The sequence below is a fragment of the Salegentibacter salinarum genome (genome assembly GCF_900168115.1).
Classification (GTDB): Bacteria; Bacteroidota; Bacteroidia; order Flavobacteriales; family Flavobacteriaceae; genus Salegentibacter; species Salegentibacter salinarum.
In genome coordinates, this window is sequence record NZ_FUZC01000003.1 from 236,477 (window position 1) to 254,135 (window position 17,659).

The window sequence follows — 17,659 nt, forward strand, 5'->3', positions numbered from 1 at the left end:
AGAAATACGATTTTTCATACTGAGAATGCCGTTTCCTGTTTTGGTTCTTTTGGCAGAAGCTCCCATAAAGTTATCGGAATAGCTTATTCACCGAAAACTCATCAACTCATATTTTAGCATAAGTTAACATATAGACTAGAAAAATTTTAGGCTAAATAAGTTTATCTTTAAGATTCTTCCCCAATTCGAAAAAGTCCCCGAACTTTTAGGCCACTTTTTTACGGGTAAATGTAAATTAAAATAGCTTAAAATGAAGATCGCCTATATAGGGACATATCCGCCAAGGGAGTGCGGGATTGGGACTTTTACTCAAAACCTCGCCTATGCAATGACGGCAAAAAATCAGGATGGCGAAAAAAATCATAAACGACTTATCATCGCTATGAACGATTTTGACGAAACCTATATCTATCCGCAAGAAGTAAAACTTACTATTCGCCAGGAACAACAAACTGATTATTTAAAAGCAGCAAATTTCATAAACTCCAATGGAGCCGATATTTGTATTCTGGAACACGAATTTGGAATTTTTGGAGGAAACGCGGGCGTTTATGTACTGCCCTTATTACACCACGTAAAAATCCCAATAATTGTTACGTTACATACTATTTTAGAAAACCCATCTTATACCGAGAAAGCTATTTTAAAGGAAATTTGCAAGATGGCAGATAAGGTTGTGGTGATGAGCCAGATGGCAATTTCTTTTCTGATTTCTGTTTATGATGTTCCTGATAATAAAATTGCATTTATCGAACACGGTGTCCCTGATATTCAATTTGATAGAAAACAATCTAAAACCGAATTTAAACTGAAGAAGAAAAAAGTTCTAATGACCTTTGGCTTTATTGGGAGAAATAAAGGGATTGAAACTGTTATTAAAGCATTACCACAAATCATTAAAAATCATCCGGAAATCCTGTATATGGTTTTGGGAAAAACGCATCCCAATGTTTTGCGTAGTTCAGGTGAAGAATACAGGAATTATCTACAATTACTCATAAAAAATCTCAAACTTCAGAACCACGTTTTATTATTGAACGAGTTTATAGACGAAACTGAATTATTCAGATATTTATCGGCCTGTGATATTTACATCACACCGTATCTCCACGAAGCCCAGATTACCAGCGGTACGCTCACCTATGCTATGGGTTCGGGTTGTGCTGTGGTATCCACTCCTTATTGGCACGCCGCAGAGTTGCTACAAGATGGGAAAGGCCGACTTTTTAATTTTAATGATTCAGATGATTTGGCTGTTACCCTAGGTACTTTATTGGATAATCCTAGTATCCTAAAAGATATTCAACGTAAAGCATATAAATACGGCAAAGAGATAAAATGGCCCAGAATAGGGGAGAAATACCTGGAGCTTGCTAAAAGTATTTTAAAAACTCCTAAGAAAGAAAGTTTAAATGAAGAACAAGCAATAATAGATCCTTTAATACTTCCGCCGTTTTCCCTGGCTCATATTAAGAGATTAACCGATGATACTGGGATAATTCAACATGCGAAATTTGGAATTCCTAATCTTAAAGAAGGTTATTGTCTTGACGATAATGCCCGGGCTTTACTAATGTCTTTAATGGCTTATAACCAGAAAAAAAATCCTTTAGCCCTAGAGTTAATGCCCATCTATCTAAGCTACATTCATTATATGCAGAATGAAGATGGAACTTTCCGGAATTTTTTAAGTTTTAACAGGAATTTTTTAGACATCAAAGGTTCTGAAGATTCCTTCGGAAGAACCATCTGGGCGTTGGGATATTTAATGAGAAATGCTCCTAACGATGCTTATTATCAAAATGGAAAACTGGTTTTCTTTAATGCTGTTCCGGTTCTTGAAAGGTTAAACTCCATTAGAAGTATCGCTAATACAATCATCGGGATATGTTACTACCTGCAAACTAATCCCGGAGATGAAGAAATGGTTGTACATCTAAGAAACTTGAGCTCAAAGTTAGTAACTCAGTATGAAAATAACAGAACTGAAGGATGGCACTGGTTTGAGAATTTACTTGCCTATGATAATGGGATTCTACCCTTATCTCTGCTTCACGCAACTCAAATTTTAAACGATGAAAGGATAAAATCTATAGCTCTGGAGTCTATGGATTTTCTTACTGAAAATACTTTAAAACATGGATATCTTTCAATTATAGGAAATAAGAATTGGTATGTGAAAAACGAAGAAAGGTCAATATTTGCACAGCAACCGGTAGATGCGTTGGCTATGGTTCTTATGTACTACCAGGCGTTTTTGTTAACCAAAGACAAAGAATTTTTAAATAAATTGTTTCTTTCGTTCATGTGGTTTTTAGGCGAAAACGATTTGCGAATGAGTCTGTATGATTTTGATACCAAAGGTTGCTGCGACGGAATTGAAAAATACGGAGTAAATAGAAACCAGGGCGCAGAGAGTTCTCTCGCTTATTTAATTTCGCACCTTACCGTATTGCAGGCTTACGAAGAACTTTACCAAAGTAAAGAATTTAAATCTGCTGGGCTTTCAAAAACAATGGTAAATAGCTCATGAAAATTGCAATTCTATCACCAATAGCCTGGCGTACACCACCTGAACAATACGGTCCCTGGGAACAGGTGGCCTCAAATATAACGGAAGGTTTGGTAGAAAAAGGTCATCAGGTCACACTTTTCGCCACCGGAAATTCTGTTACCAAGGCAAAACTGGAATGGGTGTGTAAATTTCCATACGAAGTAGATAAGAATAACCATCCAAAAGTATTGGAGTGTTTGCATATTAGCCATTTAATGGAACAAGCCCACCGCTTTGATATTATTCATAATCATTTTGATTTTCTGCCTTTAAGTTATTCCGGTTTGATTAAAACTCCTATGTTAACTACAATTCACGGATTTTCCTCTTCAAAGATTCTTCCGGTTTATAAAAAGTATAATTCATCAACATCATATATTTCTATTTCTAATTCAGATAGAAACAAGGAATTGGATTACCTGGCTACTATTTATCACGGTCTTGATCCTGAAAATTTCACTTTCAGAGGAAATAAAGAAAATTATCTGCTTTACTTCGGAAGAATTCACCCTGATAAAGGTGCTCACGCAGCTATAGAAATCGCTAAGAAAGCCGGTCTTCCACTAAAAATTGCCGGGCTTATCCAGGATGAAGCCTATTTTAATTCAGAAATTAAACCTTTTATAGATAATGAAAACATTCAATATTTAGGAAATGTAGGCCCTGAAGTTCGGGATAAACTTCTTGGAAATGCAAAAGCATTGCTTCATCCCATTTTCTTTGAAGAACCCTTTGGTTTAAGCGTTGTGGAAGCTATGATGTGCGGCACACCAGTTACTGCCTTTGAAAGAGGAAGTATGCCGGAACTTATTGAAGAAGGCAAAACCGGATTTTTGACTGAAAATATTGCAGAAGCTGTTTTGGCCGTAAAAGCATTAGATAAAATTAAACCTGAAGCCTGCAGAGCTCTGGCGGTGAAAAAGTTTAGCCTGGACACTATGGTCAATGCTTATATAGAAGCTTATAAAACGGTAATAAATAATAAATCATCTTCGCTTTAAAGCACTAAATAAGTCGGTTAATTTTACCACCGCATAGGTTGAAGAATAATCTGAGACCGCGTAAGGTAAGATAAGGCTTTGGTTGTGAATTAACGCTCCACAAGAGTAAACTACGTTGGGAACGTAACCTTCTCTTTCATTTTCCAGGGGCGTAACCAGAGGTTCTTCAAGGCGGCCAATTTCTTTTGTAGGATCTTCCAGATCAAACAACGAAGCTCCAATACAATAACGACGCATAGGGCCTACACCGTGGGTAATGATTAACCAGCCTTCGGTTGTATATAAAGGCGAACCACAGTTGCCAATTTGGGTAAATTCCCAGGGATATTTCGGCTTCTGAAGAAGAATGGGGTTTTTCCATAAAGTATTTCTTTCAGAAAACATGATATAATTATTGACCCCGTCAATTCTGGCCAGCATTGCATATTTTCCTTTTATTTTGGTGGGGAAAAGTGCTAAATTTTTGTTTTGAGCCCCGTCGCCGTGAAGAGGCATAATTCTGAAGGTATAAAAATCATCGGTAGAGAGAAGCTTTGGCAAAATAGTCCGGCCATTATAGGCTGTATAGGTCGCATATACTTTTATTTGCCCATCATCATCAATAAATCTAACAAAACGAGCGTCTTCAATACCACTGCTTTCCGATTCTGAAATGGGAAAAATTACTCGGGCAGAAAGATCGGCATCGTGTTTAAATTCAATATCATAGAAAGAGTCAACCAGCCAGGTTATTTCTTCCAGGGCCCTTCTTCTTTCGGCAATCATATTCGTGTCTTCCAGTATTTTGCGTACTTCCTGTTTTAAAACATAATATTCAAATCTATCGGGTAACCTGTTCATAATAGCTTTAGAAAATTTCATGGGAATATCCATTTCCTCCAGCCGTTCTATAAAGCGTTTTTTATCATATAATTTTTTGTGGGAGATTTCAGCTTTATCAATATGATTCCCGATTTTCATTAAATGTAAATCGTTGTTCTTATCCAGAATTCCCCTTCTAAATACCAAAGAAGAAATATGGCCTTCTCCCGTTGCCCTGAAGGAAATAATTACTCTTTTTTCCCCTTCTTCTAAATAGGTTTGGTCAAAATCTTCAATCATAGAAGGATTGAAAAATGCGGCCGATTCCAGGGCATACTCCATGGTGCAATAGGAACCAATAAGCAATTTTCTTTCTTCAGAAAGTTCAGCGTAATTGACCTGCATCGCTTCAATGATATGCCGAATATTAGAACAATGCTTTAAAAATATTTTGGAAATATTACGGTGGCGCCAGGAAAATTCTCTTAATGTTTGTTCTAAGGTTTGATTAACCTGAAAATCACTCATCGCCAAAATCCTTGTAACCAAATTTTGCGTGCGTTGATCCCCATTCATAAAAAACCTCACCACAACCCGGCTCGAATCTGGCATAAACTTAACATCTTTTCGTTCTACTGAAACTCTCATAAAAATGAACACTTTAAGGGGAAACCTTTTAAAGATATTGGTTAATTGAATACAAAACTTAGTTTCAATCTTAATTTTTGCGGAAAACGGAGCATTTAGATACTACTTTTTGATCTTATAGTTTTATCTCAATTCTTATTTAGGTCAGAATAATCTAATTCTCTTTTAGTGGCTGTATGCAGTGTATCAGGGTAGCCTAATTATTTGATAAAAAAAGGATTATAAAAGCTTAATCATCTGGGAGGAGTCATTCTCCCGAATTACTAATTGATATTCTTTAAAATTATTCAGTAAAAATATCCCAAAATTGAGGTCTCCGGCGAATATTCTGTTATTTTAGCGTTTTAAATTTTAAATCTACTATCATGAAAGAACTTGTTGAAAACATTCAATCTACATTTGAAAATTTCCAAACAGAAGCTAATGCACAGTTGGAGTCTGGCAATAAAAGTGCCGGTACAAGAGCGAGAAAATCTTCTTTAGAACTGGAAAAACTTTTAAAGGAATTCAGAAAAGTTTCAGTTGCAGAATCAAAAAAGTAACACCTGGAAACCTCCTGAAAAGGAGGTTTTTTTATGTTGTTTCAGAGAGTTTCCTGGTCGAGTTTCAATATCTTGCAGGGATAAACTATACCGGTAGTACTTAAGAGTTAATTAAACTCTTTTATTTTAATATTTTTAAATTCTACTCCCTGTCCTTCTGCTTGAAGACCTATGTACCCTTCGGTTAAAAGTTTACGGTCTTTTTTGATTTCAGGATCATACCCGCTTACTACGCCGCCGCCAATTTGAGGTTTGGTATATTCCAAAACTTTTTCTCCATTTACTTTGTGGATTACCAGCGAGTCGCTGTAAACAATTAGTTCCGCTTGTACCCATTCCTCAAGGGGGAAAGTTTCTGAAGAAGATTCGATGCAATGGCGGGGATCCATCTCACCTTCAAAAAACACCTCAGTACCGGGGGAACACATATTTCCGGTTGGCCGCGGCTCTCCGTCTCCCTCATCGGCAAGCATTTGGTACTCTACTGAAATTGGCCAGTCCTGCTCTTTAAGAATAGTTTCAGGAGCCTGGGAATGAAACATCACACCGCTATTACGGTAAGCGTAATCGGGTGCATCTTCCATCCACTCATTAGTAAAGCGATATTCAAATTTTAAGTGATATGAAGAGAAAGGTTCTTCGTAGAATAAATGGCCGTAACGTTCGTCAAATTCATCGTAATCGCTATAATTAACCTGAATAATACTGTCTTTGACACGAAAAGTATTTGCATAATTTTCTCCAACTTCGTGATGATGAAACTTAGCAATCCAACCATCCAGGTTTTCTCCATTAAAAAGGTTAACCCATTCGCTTTCCGGTTCTTTATTTTCTTCTTTTTTAGTGTCTGATTTACAGGCCAAAAAAGAAGTGCTTAAAATTATTGATAGTATAAGGAGATAATTTTTCATCGGTTTTATGTTTGGGTTGATATACCAGAATATAATCCAGTTTATTCGTACATCGAAATTTGGTTTTCAAGGTTTCCTATTTGAGTATCCTACTTTTTATCCTTTAATCGCTAAAAGATTTTATTCCTTCATAGGAGATCTTTTTAATATTTCCCTCCTGATCAAAATTAAGGCTATCTATCCTTAATTGTCTTAAAACATAATCTTTATCCTGCGGATATATCTGGTGATATAAAAGATAATACTGATTATCCTCTTTGAAGATTGAATTATGCCCGGGCCCGTACACGTTTATTGCTGTATTGGTTGTAGCAATAGGACTGTTTGTCCCTTCTGTCCAGGGCCCCAATGGTGAATCACTTATAGAATATCTAATTTTATAGGTGGAGTCTATCGCTTTACCATCAGAATATGTCATATAATATTTATCATTTTCCTGAAAAATGTATGGAGCTTCAAAGTAATTTGGAGGAGTGATATCTTTAATTTCTCCATCGAAACTAATCATGTCCCCTTCGAGTTTTACTGCAAAACAGCGACCGTTTTTCCAGTTAAGTCCCGAACCCCAAAAGAGATAAGCCTGCCCGTCATTATCGATAAAACAGTGAGCATCTATCATGTGATATTCTGGGTATAAGTTACTTCTTATTAAAGGCGTATTATCTTCTTTAGCATTTTTCCACGGGCCCAGAGGTTTTTCACTTACTCCTGCCCATATCTCACTTCCAACTGAGATGTACATATAATACTTTCCATTTTTAGCCTTTATCACATCTGGGGCCCAAACCATTGCATCGCCCGACGTGGAACTGGTATTATCTTTTTTAGTGGGCCAGTTTAGATGATGGGTTTTAAAGTTTTTAAAATTTTTGGTTTCTAAAACCGCCAATTTTTCTCCTCCCCAGGGATCCATGGTTGCGTAAATAAAATAGGTATCGTCTTCTTTTATGATCTCAGGATCAGCGTAATACCCGTCATGAAAAGGATTTGATATAAGTTCTTCCGAATTTTCCTTTTTTATTGAATCGGTTTGATCATTTATAGCCTTTTTCTCATTCTTGCAAGAGATAATAAGGAAGGGTAGTAAGGTTAGTAAAATAAATTTACCTGAATTTATTCTTTTCATTATTTACTTTTGTTTTTCTCAATTTCCTCATAATATTTTTGCAGGATATTAAAAGCTTTCTTTTTATTGCCTTTATCATCAATTAAACCTTTTCGGTTCCAGCCTTCTTGGTATTTTGGATGGTTTCTTCGCGGGGAGCGGAAATCAGTCAATATCCAGGGGGAAATTCCACTATAATTATCGGGCATGCGCTTCATCATTTTTATGGTCTCCTCATAATACCACTGCTGAAATTCTTCAGTCCAACGTTCATTTTTTTCTCCGTAAAATCCACCCTTAGCTCCGGCGCCGGTTTCACTAATGAATAAAGGTTTGTCATAAGCCACCTCCCAATTTGAATTTTCTTTAGCGTGAGGCAGATCTCCATACCAGCCCAGATATTCGTTTACCGAAACAATATCAGTAAATTCTCCTAATGGGTCATCAACATAATTTTTCTCCCGGTTATAACCCACTTCTAGCGCAGCAGAAACCAGTCGAGTATTATCTAATTTTCGTGTTCGTTCGATTAAGCTTTTCATGAAATTGGTACGGGTCTCACTTACGGGGGTTTCATTACCTACCGACCAAATAATCACCGATGCCCGGTTTTTATCCCGGGTAATCATTTCCTGTAACTGAGTTTTTGCTTTTTCAAGAACTTTTTCACTTTCAAAATCTATAGTCCAGTAAACCGGAATCTCTGACCATACCATAATCCCGAGGGAATCGGCTAAACGGGTCATGTTTTCATTATGAGGATAGTGTGCTAAACGGACCATATTTGCATTAAGATCCTTAACATAACCAAAAAGCTGTTTTGCATCCTCTTTATTTTTTGCCCTTCTTACATCTTGCGGAATTTCTTCATGAATACTAATGCCACGCAAAAAGATTTTCTCACCATTTAAAAGGATGTCCTTACCGGAGGTTTCTATCTTTCTGAAACCAATTTTATCTGAAATCGTATGGTTATTGTAAGAGATTTTTACGTCGTAAAGTTTAGGATTCTCAGGAGACCAGAGTTCTAAATTTTTGACATTGAATTCAAATTCTGAAATGGCATCTTTTGTAAATTCTTTTTTGAATTTGAGTTCGGGTATTTCTAAATTCACTTTAGCATTGGAATCTGCGCTTTCATTAACTTTAAAACTTCCACTGATAGTAAATTTGTTTTTTCTTTCAGAACGTTCTATATCCTGGTCAGGAGACAATCGAAGGGTATAATCCTCAACGAAATTATTTGGAAGTTTAATAAGCGCTACGTCTCTGGTTATTCCACCAAAATTCCACCAATCGGTATTTACAGTCGGGATTTCTTCCGGATGCCTTTTATTATCAACTTTTACAACCAAAAAATTGTCTTCTTTTTGTAAAAGTTCTTTCGGAACTTCAAAATTGAAAGGTGTAAAACCTCCCTTATGTGAGCCTATTTTCTTTTCGTTTAGATATACGTGGGCTTCATAATTGACTGCTCCAAAATATAAAAAGTATCGCTCGTTTTTATCTAAATCATCCAAATCGAAACTACGCTGATACCAAACGGTGCCCTCGTAATATTTAAAAACATCCGCCTGGGAATTCCAATCGCCAGGAACCTGAAGCGTATAAGGCTCCTCGTAACCGTGTTCTATACGATCTTCTTTCTTTTCTTCTTGAGGACGGCTCCAATAGGCCTCGCCGTCATTTTCATTTCTTTCTTTATATCTGTAATCATAAAACCCCGTTTCATAAGGATCTATAATATAGTTCCAGCTACCGTTTAATGATTTCGATTCTCTACCGTTGATATTAGTAATAAGGCCTTCCTGGGCTTGCCCGGGATAATTTATTACCAACAATAAAATTATAATTACAATGTTTTTCATAATCCTGCTTAAAAAAATACCGACACTCCATTTTTCGGACTGTCGGTATTGTGAAATTACCCTATTTTATTAGGCTGATGGTATAGGAGTAGGAGTAGTGATTATCCTTTAATAAATACTTTTCAAGCGGATAAGCTCCCCAGCTGTTGTTTCCTCCCAACCCACGTTGTTTAAGATCTACGTGTAAAAATACTTTATCGTAAGTTGGAATATCTGTCGGGTGCATCTGATTTTTTGATTCCCCGGGATCTAAATCTTCAGTCTTTACATCAAGTGCGCTAAAACCTAAAGGTTGATCGCCTATAATTTTTATTCCTTTTCCGTTAGTATTAGTTAAAGTTAACCAACGGGTATCGGTTTTATAACCGGCTTCCTGTGGACGAATGTAGGTCCAGGTAAACTGGTTTTCTACTTTATCTTCATAAACTCCCAAAAAGGCTGATGAATTCCTGTCGTTATAGTTCTCCCAGGGACCCCGACCGTAATAGGTAAGATTTTCATACTCCCCGGGCAATATCATGCGCATACCAAACCTGGGAAGCTCCAGCGTTTCTTTCCCTTCCATATTGATATTTGCTGAAACTTTAATTTCGCCGTTGTTTTTAATAAAATATGAAACGGTATAGGGAACATTCACTTCCTGAAGTTGATAAGTTACCTGAACTTCAACTCCATCCTCTTTTTTATCATCAATTTTAAAGTCCTGTACTTCAGGTTCATTATTAGTTGCTTCTTTCCAGGCTTTTAAACGCTCTGGCATTTGATTACCAAAATCATTATCGGTTGGAGCTCGCCAGAAGTAAGGTTGCGGGAATTGGCTAATGAATTCTTCTTCTGAATTGGTATAATTATATTCCGTTATTTTTCCTGTTTTGGCATCAATTTTACCTGAAATGTTATTTGTGCTAAAACTAAAAATTTCATTATCAAAATGATGAGTTATATTACCTTCAATTTGTTCTTTTTCAGATTCAAAAAAGGAAGCTTTATTAAGCGGAAACTGTTCTCTGGCAATTTCGTGACCTACCGGGATTAGTTCAGTTGCTTCTTTTGTATAGGCAAATACATTCATATAAGTCTCCTCTTCATCGCCCAATTCCGGAAGTTCAAGCTTAACTTTAGATTCCGTATTTGGTGCAGCCTCTACATTGAAGTATTCTTCTTTTACTACTTTCCCATTTTTCACTAATTCCCATTTAAATTGATACTTATCAAGATTAGTAAAATTGAAATCATTTTGAACAGTTAAATTCTGTCCATCTAAACTGAATTTTATATTCTGGTGTACTTTTTTAACCTCAAATAAGGCTGGGTGAGGTTCGCGGTCTGCTGTTACTAAACCGTTAGCATTAAAGTTTTGATCGTGGTGCATGTTCTCTCCACCAAGATCGCCGCCGTAGGCCCAAAATTCTTCACCTTCATCGGTATAAGCTCGTAGGCCCTGGTCTACCCAATCCCAAATAAAGCCACCTTGCATATGCGGGCTGTTTTCAATAATATCCCAGTATTCCTGAAAGTTACCGTTACTATTTCCCATCGCATGAGAATATTCACACATAATATACGGCCGTGTTTTATCCTCCGCATTCGCATAATTTTTCATACTCTGAATCCCGGGATACATCGGAGCTACAATATCTGTATTTCTATTCTCTCCAGCCTGTTCGAATTGAACCGGTCGGGTAGGGTCATTTTCTTTTAGCCAGTCATACGCATCATAAAATACGGGGCCATTACCACTTTCGTTCCCCAAAGACCATATAATAATTGAACTATGGTTTTTATTATACTGCATCATACGCTTGATACGGTCTAAATGAGCATTTCTCCATTCTTCCCGGTAAGCAGGATGAGCTTCTTTATCAAAATTTCCCTGCCACTCGGCCCCCATATCATGAGTTTCAATGTTGGCTTCGTCTACGATGTAAAATCCGTATTCATCCGCCATGTCATAAATATATTGGCCGTGAGGGTAGTGGCTCATTCTAATGGCGTTAATATTATTTTGTGCCATTACTTCAAGGTCTTTTTTGGTAATTCGTTCATCGGGTACGTGACCTTTATCACCGTGATGTTCATGGAGGTTAACTCCCTTTACGGTTATTGGTTCACCATTTACTTTTAATTGGGCATCGTCGATCTCAACAGTTCTGAACCCTGTTTTTCCAGAAATTACGGCTAATGCATTGTTTCTGCGATCTTTTAGCTGAATAGTATATTGGTATAAATTAGGATGTTCTCCACTCCATTTTTTAACATCCTGGATAGTTTCTGAAAAAATAATGTTTTCATCAGTTGTAGTAACTTGCTTTTCTTCCGTATAAACTTCCTGGCCTTCATTATCTTTTAAACTAATTGAAAGTACAGGGTTCTTAATTTTAGATTTATTGAATTCGCGTATATCCACTTCTACATTAAACAGTCCGTTTTCGTATTCCTGGTCTAATTCACTTTTTACGAAATAATCCCAGATGGCCGTTTTGGGCATAGCCTGAAGAAAGACATCTCTTTCAATTCCACTTAATCGCCAGAAATCCTGGTCTTCAATATATCGGCCATCGTGCCAGCGAAAAACCTGTACCGCTAAGACATTTTCACCTTTTTTTAAATTTTCGGTAATATTAAATTCTGCCGGAGTTTTTGCGGCTTTGGTCATTCCCAATTCTTCTCCGTTAAGGAAAACCTGGGCGTAACCGGAAATGGAACCAAAATGGAGGATTATTTCTTTATCCTTCCAATCCTTAGGGATCGAGAAATTTTTTCTGTAGCTACCCACCGGATTATAGGCATCGTCAATATAAGGTGGGTTTTTTGGGAAGGGGTAGGTTACATTGGTGTAGATAGGAATATCAAATCCTTCTATCTCCCAGTTTGAAGGTACTGTGATATTATCCCAATTAGAATCGTCTAGATTTGGTTCATAAAAATCTTTGGGCCGTTCTGCGGGAGTTTTTACGATATTAAATTTCCAATTTCCATTTAAACTTTGATATAAATTGGAAGCTTTTGGTTTTTTTGTTTGAGCCTGCTTTTCCGATTCATACAGTACAAAGTAGCTGCGTCCTTCTTCTTTGTTCTTGTCCAGGAGTTCCGGATTCTCCCAATCGTTCTTCTCCTGTGCCATTCCATTTGTTAGGCTGAATAACACAATAGCTAAGCTAATTATCTTTCTCATTTTTATAAATTTCTAAGTATTAGGGTAAGTTTTTAATTTCCAATATTTTTATAGGTGTCGCTTCTTCTTCGGCAATTCCTTCTCCATCTACCTGAATTACTTTTTGAAGAAAAATATGTAAGTCATTTTTTATTTGAAATAGCTCTTTGTCGTAATTAGGCTCCCATTGCCCTACAGAATAATCTGTAAGATCATCTACCTTCCATTTATCGTTGGAGAAAAATGATTTACCCGCAATAGAGACTTTATTATCTCGTTCTTCATCTCTAAAAAGTAAATACACCTTTTTTCCTCTTACGTTTTCCCCAATAAGTATTTCAGGTCTCGAAATAGGAATACTCTTTGTGCCGCCACCGCCAAGGTTGAAAAAACTTTTTCTGAAATCTGTTGTTTCTTTTTTCCAGTTACCATCTTCTAGATAAACAACCTGAAATTGTGTAGCATCTATATTCTCCTCATTCCAATAACTCGCGATATAGGGATTACCTTCTGCATCGGTGGTGATAGAGGTTTGATTTATTAGGCTGCTGTTTTGTGGGACTTTCCAGGCGTATTCAGCAGAGGACTCGGTTATGGGTAACTCATATTTTTCTCCGGTAGATTTCTCCCAGGTTTTGCCACCATCTTTAGAGCGAGCATAGGCTATATCGTGGTTGGTGGCAACATCCCAGCTTTCCCGCCAAACCCAGGAAATATGAATGGTTCCTTTAGAATCAACCGTAGTTTGCCAGTAAGCGTTGCGCTTATCTTCACCGTCAATTAAGTTGTCCTGTAATCTCGTCCAATTGTGAGTTTTGGTACTGTAATTATTAGCTATTAAACTCCCACTGCCCGAATGGCCTGAACGATAGAAGAAAACTAAATTTCCATCTTTAAGATTATAAAATTGCGGATATGAAACTTTATCTTCCAGGTTATTGGTCATCGGCATTTTTTCCGATAGCTCTAATCCCAAAGCTTTTTTACTTCTAGCATAGCGAAGTTCGTTATCATGATGGTCCCAGCTTACGTGCAAGAAGCCATCTCCATCAATGGCGATACTTATGGCATTATGTGCATCTTTTGTATTTCCTTTATAGCGAGTTTTATGAATTTCCCAGGAAGATCTGTCTAATTTGCGTTTAGCCAGTACCATAAATCCCTCCTCATTGTAAAATGCCGTAAACTGATTCTTTTTATGAGTGGTAATTGCTTTTTCCCTAAAAATCACAGTATTTACTGAATTATTTGCCCAGCCATCCCCGACATATATTTCCGCCATCTTTGAAGAAACGCAAGCATTCAAAACGATAATACAACCTAGAGAAAGGAAAAGGAAAAACTTTCTGTTACAGCAGCGATCTATAGTCATGGAATAAAAATGAATTAGAGAAAAAATCAATTTTTTTGTAAATTCTAAAAGTAAATTTAATGATTTCTACAATAATAAACGTAAAAACTACACTTAAAAACTTCACTTTTATAGTTCTTGAATTGGATGCTTGATACTTGTTAATTAATAATGTTAAGTTGTGAATAAAGGAATAATCAGGATTTCAGATTTTACAATGGATTTCAACCTTATCAAGGCTGAGTTAGTTTTTCTTTGATAAATTATTTTTAATCGTTCCGCAGATGATTAATGACTATTTTATCTCCAGAATCATCTACATTAAATAGATGTGGGATGCGAATATACCTTCCATTTTCATCTTCTCTGTGGCTGTGGACAGACATAAGCAATTTGCCTTCAAATGTGTGGAACATCATCCCGTGTCCATAATCTGGAGGGGTAATTAATTCTTTTTCGTGCTCCCATGGACCGTCCAGTGTGCCACTCTTAGAATAGGCGACACCCTGGGCATAAACACTGTGGTCCCAGCTGGTCCAAATCATTCCTAATTTCCCGGTTTTAGTTCGGAAAAGCCAGGGGCCGTCGGTTACTTTGTTGGGTACCTCATTGTCCTCTTCATCATATTCCTTGCTCCAGGGGGAATCACTGGCACGGAAGAGGATTTCTCCTTTCCCTATTGAGCCGCTTAGGTCAGGTTTTAGTTCTATTTTCTCCATAGTTCCATCCCAATTTTGAAGCCATTCGTGGCAGTAAATCATATATGGTTTACCATCTGTATCTTCCCAAAATGTACCATCCAGAGTAGGTTTTTCTGGCGGCAAATAAGTAAGATCTTCCATGGGTACGTAGGGCCCGTCGGGTTTGTCACTTACCAGGATATGGCTGGCACGACGCTCTATTTCGTTTCCTTTTACAGTATCAATAATGACATCCCTGTTGGTGAAGGTGGCGAAGTAATAGTACTTATCATTATATTGGTGTATTTCTGCAGCCCAAATCATTGGGTTATCTCCCATCCAGGAATTGGGATCTGTTTGTACGACATTAAAAGGACCTGTCCACATTTTTAAATCTTTACTTTTCCATAACATACCACCGGTGCCAGTCATGTAATAAGTAGAGGTGGCATCATCGGCCAGAATAGCAGGGTCGCTTAGCCGGATAGAATCAAGGGGCACATTTTTTCTTATTTTATTCTCCCTGTTTTGTGAAAATCCTGCAGGGAAATTCATTAAAATTCCGACTACTATCAGAAAAATTTTTTTATACTCCATTTGTTATTTCCTTTATTATGTAATAAAGCCTTTTTTTAAAAAGAAATCTCTTTTTCAGGAATTCCCGGAGAACTAATTTTAATATTAACTTCTTTGGCTTCACCTGTAGTTTCTATATAAGCTCTCAATTGTCCTTTGTAAGTATTTCTTTCTTTTGCCTGGTAACTTTCATGGCTGGATAAGTCTCCACTCTCCAGGCCAAGTAATTTTGCGGGGCCTTCAACTTCTATGCTTACTTCCCTGTCATCGTCTGTTATTCTGTTTCCTTCTTTATCGGTTAAAAGGATATCGAGGTGAATAATTTCTTCAATACCCTCTGAAGACGATCTTTTATCAGTTTGAATTTGAAGATCTGTAGCCGTACCGGGAGTTACCAGTTTATATTCTGAGACTATACTGTCATTTTTATCATATCCTTTAACTAAAAGTTCTCCTGGGCTAAATGGTACTTCCCAGGCAATCATTTTGTCATTCTGATAAACCGCTTCTTTTCTTCCCAGGGATTCCCCGTTTAAAAACAATTCTACTTCCTCTGTGTTTGTATAGGCTGTAATCCATTTCGTTTGTCCTTCTTCACCTATCCAGGCTTCTTCGATATTGCTTCTCCTGTTTACATCCCGTTCGCTATTGGCGACTCCTATGTAAACCATTGGTTGGTTATTCCATAAACTTTTCCGGAAGTAGAAATCAGGTTTGGGTTGTCCGGCAAGGTCTATAATGCCGGCGCCGCTGCTTCTTACCGGCCATTCCCTTGCCTCTCCAAGAAAATCAAAAGCTGTCCACAGAAACTGAGAAGAAATAAAGTCATTATTTACTACGGCAAGCCAGGCATCTAAGGCATCTCCATTTTCACTTCCGTAGATTACTCTCTCCGGAAATTCTTTATGATCTTCTTCGTATCTGTATTCCTGATAGTTATAACCTACAATATCCAGCACAGAAGGGTAGAGGGTATGATTAGACATAGTTACCCCTGCCAGGGCAGCAGTTACCGGCCTTGTGGTGTCATACATTTTAACGGCGTTTGCCAGTTCATTTGCCAGCTTAGCCAAATGACTCGCAGGAGGATTTTCTTTATTAAAACCTTTTCCGTAAATCTGGGGGTTTCTGCCTTCGTCCAGTACAGGATGGCTGTAAGGATCATTAGGATAATCTATTTCATTACCAATACTCCACATTATAATTGAGGGGCGATTACGGGTTCTTCTCACCATATCCTGAACATCCTTTACTCCCCATTCTGAAAATGCCTCATGATAACCTTCATTTCCCGGGGTGCCTACGTTCCATCCTTCTATCCATTTGTTTTTGCCGTATTCCCATTCATCAAAAGCTTCCTCCTGTACAAGGAATCCCATTTCATCGGCCAGCTCATAAATAAAATCCTGGTGCGGGTAATGAGCCATTCTTATAGCATTTACTCCTAATTCTTTTAAGGTCTCCATTCGTTTTTCCCAAACTTCTTTAGGAACAGCAGCTCCCAACGCCCCTGCATCATGGTGAAAACATACTCCTTTTAATAACATGTTCTCTCCATTTAGGAAAAATCCACGATCTGCATCAAAATGGAAGTCGCGAAAACCTACCTTTTCGTTCCATGCATCCACCTCAGTACTACCTTCTACAAGATTAACTTCTAAATCATATAAATAAGGTGAACCTGGAGACCAGAGTTTTGGATCATTAATTTCAAGATCAAATTCCAAATAATTTTCTTTACCTGGACGCAGGCTTATATCTTGTTTAGAAGTGGCAACAGAATTTCCGTCGTTATCTTTCAAATAAATCTGTACGGTTTTCTTACTAATCTCTTTTCCATGGTTTTCAAGTTCCACTGAAACTTTAGCTGTTGCACGTTCTTTTGAAACTTCGGGAGTTTGAAAAAATACCCCCCATTTGGAAAAATGATGTTCCTCCTGAGTAATTAAATAAACATTTCGATAAAGCCCCGAGCCAGTGTAATACCTGGAGTCTGCATAGTCAGTATGGTTTGCTTTTACTATTATGAGGTTATTGTCAGCCTGTAAAAACGGCGTTAGGTCGTATTGAATAGGAATAAAGCCATTAGGTCTTTTACCCAGATAATGCCCGTTAATCCAAACTTCACTGTTTTTATAAATACCGTCAAAATAAACAGCATACCTTTTATTTTTATCGTAGTCCTTGAGATTAAAATCTTTTCTATACCAGCCTATTCCTCCCGGCAAAAAGCCGGTGCCGCTGGCCCATTCGCTGCTAAACGGGCCTTCCACACTCCAGTCATGAGGCACGTTTACCGGTCTCCAGCTTACTTGATCACTTGTAGCTCGCTCTATACTTAGATCACCTTTATGGAACGTCCAGGCATCATTGAATTTTTCCTTTCCCATTTGTTGGCTAAAAAGATCTGGAAGAGTGAAAAAGAATGCAACAAGTAAAAATACTCGAATGAAGGATTTTTTTCTCAT

Annotated in this window: 11 protein-coding genes; 3 read left to right on the forward strand and 8 right to left on the reverse strand. The window is 37.4% G+C overall.

The window, feature by feature from the left end:
• The first annotated feature begins 250 nt into the window (after window positions 1-250).
• Window positions 251-2,533, forward strand: coding sequence for a glycosyltransferase family 4 protein (locus tag B5X53_RS05675; RefSeq protein WP_079712274.1), 2,283 nt, complete (start codon window positions 251-253; stop codon window positions 2,531-2,533).
• Window positions 2,530-3,555, forward strand: a complete 1,026-nt coding sequence (locus tag B5X53_RS05680; protein ID WP_079712275.1) for a glycosyltransferase family 4 protein — start codon at window positions 2,530-2,532, stop codon at window positions 3,553-3,555. The genes B5X53_RS05675 and B5X53_RS05680 overlap by 4 nt, the downstream gene beginning before the upstream one ends.
• Here B5X53_RS05680 and B5X53_RS05685 read toward each other — a convergent pair.
• Complete coding sequence (locus B5X53_RS05685; RefSeq protein ID WP_079712276.1) at window positions 3,541-5,004, reverse strand: glycoside hydrolase family 130 protein; 1,464 nt, start codon at window positions 5,002-5,004, stop codon at window positions 3,541-3,543. The two genes, B5X53_RS05680 and B5X53_RS05685, sit on opposite strands and share 15 nt — an antisense overlap.
• 365 nt (window positions 5,005-5,369) lie before the next feature.
• On the opposite strand from B5X53_RS05685, the gene B5X53_RS05690 reads away from it, so the two are divergent.
• Window positions 5,370-5,546: a histone H1 gene (locus tag B5X53_RS05690; protein ID WP_075325781.1), complete on the forward strand. Its 177-nt coding sequence runs from the start codon at window positions 5,370-5,372 to the stop codon at window positions 5,544-5,546.
• Between the two features lie 107 nt (window positions 5,547-5,653).
• On the opposite strand, the gene B5X53_RS05695 is transcribed toward B5X53_RS05690, so the two are convergent.
• From B5X53_RS05695 to B5X53_RS05725, 7 genes are all read right to left on the reverse strand, one after another.
• A complete protein-coding gene (locus tag B5X53_RS05695; RefSeq protein WP_079712277.1) occupies window positions 5,654-6,457 on the reverse strand; it encodes a 3-keto-disaccharide hydrolase in 804 nt (267 codons plus the stop codon).
• Between the two features lie 103 nt (window positions 6,458-6,560).
• Window positions 6,561-7,583, reverse strand: coding sequence for a family 43 glycosylhydrolase (locus B5X53_RS05700; RefSeq protein ID WP_079712278.1), 1,023 nt, complete (start codon window positions 7,581-7,583; stop codon window positions 6,561-6,563).
• Complete coding sequence (locus tag B5X53_RS05705) at window positions 7,583-9,430, reverse strand: glycoside hydrolase family 2 protein (RefSeq protein ID WP_079712279.1); 1,848 nt, start codon at window positions 9,428-9,430, stop codon at window positions 7,583-7,585. The genes B5X53_RS05700 and B5X53_RS05705 overlap by 1 nt, the downstream gene beginning before the upstream one ends.
• 61 nt (window positions 9,431-9,491) lie before the next feature.
• Complete coding sequence (locus B5X53_RS05710; RefSeq protein WP_079712280.1) at window positions 9,492-12,605, reverse strand: beta-galactosidase, LacZ type; 3,114 nt, start codon at window positions 12,603-12,605, stop codon at window positions 9,492-9,494.
• A gap of 19 nt (window positions 12,606-12,624) precedes the next feature.
• Complete coding sequence (locus B5X53_RS05715; RefSeq protein ID WP_198550759.1) at window positions 12,625-13,866, reverse strand: BNR repeat-containing protein; 1,242 nt, start codon at window positions 13,864-13,866, stop codon at window positions 12,625-12,627.
• A gap of 338 nt (window positions 13,867-14,204) precedes the next feature.
• On the reverse strand, window positions 14,205-15,212 hold the full coding sequence (locus B5X53_RS05720) for a glycoside hydrolase family 43 protein (RefSeq protein ID WP_079712282.1): 1,008 nt from the start codon (window positions 15,210-15,212) through the stop codon (window positions 14,205-14,207).
• A 35-nt stretch (window positions 15,213-15,247) separates the two neighbouring features.
• Entirely contained in the window at window positions 15,248-17,659 is a 2,412-nt protein-coding gene (locus tag B5X53_RS05725) for a glycoside hydrolase family 2 TIM barrel-domain containing protein (RefSeq protein ID WP_079712283.1), read from the reverse strand.